The following is a 1,225-nucleotide window of genomic DNA, read 5'->3' on the forward strand; positions in this document are numbered from 1 at the left end:
GGATAAATGGGCGATTCGGCATTTCTTTTGTGCAGCTTTTTGCTTTGGCCGTTTTACTGCCTAAACCGCCCAGGCTTTGTTTTGCGCTAAACAAAAACCTGTAAGCCGTCTAAATCAAACGGTTTACAGGTTTTAGCTTATAGAGAAAATGCGGACAATAGCGGGAGTTCCCGCACCCCGTGCTACTTTTTACCATATTGATTCCGCCTTTAGGGCTACATCAACACAGTAAAAAGCAGCTTGATTAATTAGATCCGACAGTCCCTCCACGTTGCTGGAATTGTTCTCCTGCCTCTACATAGCCGTCATACATGAGATTTTGCGGAGATTTTCCGCCAAGTGCTAAAACTTGACTATTGTCATTGGATTTAGCTTGGTTTTGGGGCTGTGTTGCCTGGGTAGTTTTGGTTTTATCTTTGTAAGGGTTAAATGGCAAACCGTTACGCACGTAGTCTTTGCACATTGTTTTTGTGATTTCTTTCAGCGGTGTACCTTGGTCACTGTAACAAGTACAGCCACTATTACCACCTTCGACGCAACCGGCAATATACTCAAATGTTTTGACTTGGCGTACATTGTCATAAAGCGGTTTGGATTCTGGTTTTTCGGCCAACTTTGGAATAAAGTCTGTCGGGTTTAGACTATTATCAATTTTGGCCGTTGGCTCGGTTTCCTTTGGTAATTCCATTTGCGACTGACTGGCGGCTGCTTCCTGTGGTTCGACCTGTTCTTGTTGGCCAGTGCCTTGCTGATAGATTTGATAAACGTTATAGCCTTTCCAAGCCATAAAACCCAAAATAGCTACTAAAGCCCAAACAGCAAGCGGAATTTGCTTTTTAAACTTCTGATGCTGGCTGGATGATTTGTAATATTTGAAAGCATCTTTAGGCGGTTTCCAACTAGCTGATTCAACACCGCTGACACCGGCGGGATTATCGAGGCTGGTAACGCATTTGTACCAAGAATACTGCTTCATACCTACTGCTTTACGCTCAAGGTGCGTATGTTTTGACACAAGATTACGGACAAATACGTCAAGCTGACTAGGGTGTTGGGTCATTAAAATAACCGTATGGCCGTAATGGCGAAGTTCGGTTAATTCTTGAATATAAGGCGGAACAGGGCGACCAGCAGCGCGTACAGGATAGGTATAGTGTGCTTCATCAACAATCAAGACGGCGCCTTGCGGAATAATATCTCGCAACGGTGCAGACATGATTTCTTC

The 1,225-nt window shown here is 44.2% G+C and carries 1 protein-coding gene; it reads right to left on the reverse strand.

Going from position 1 to position 1,225, the window contains the following annotated elements; genetic code table 11:
• Positions 1-244: 244 nt before the first annotated feature.
• Positions 245-1,225: zonular occludens toxin domain-containing protein (locus HMPREF3022_RS03685; protein WP_070765149.1), on the reverse strand; the 981-nt coding region annotated here is incomplete at its 5' end.

The sequence above is a fragment of the Neisseria sp. HMSC065C04 genome, from assembly GCF_001815375.1.
GTDB classification, from domain to species: Bacteria; Pseudomonadota; Gammaproteobacteria; order Burkholderiales; family Neisseriaceae; genus Neisseria; species Neisseria flavescens_D.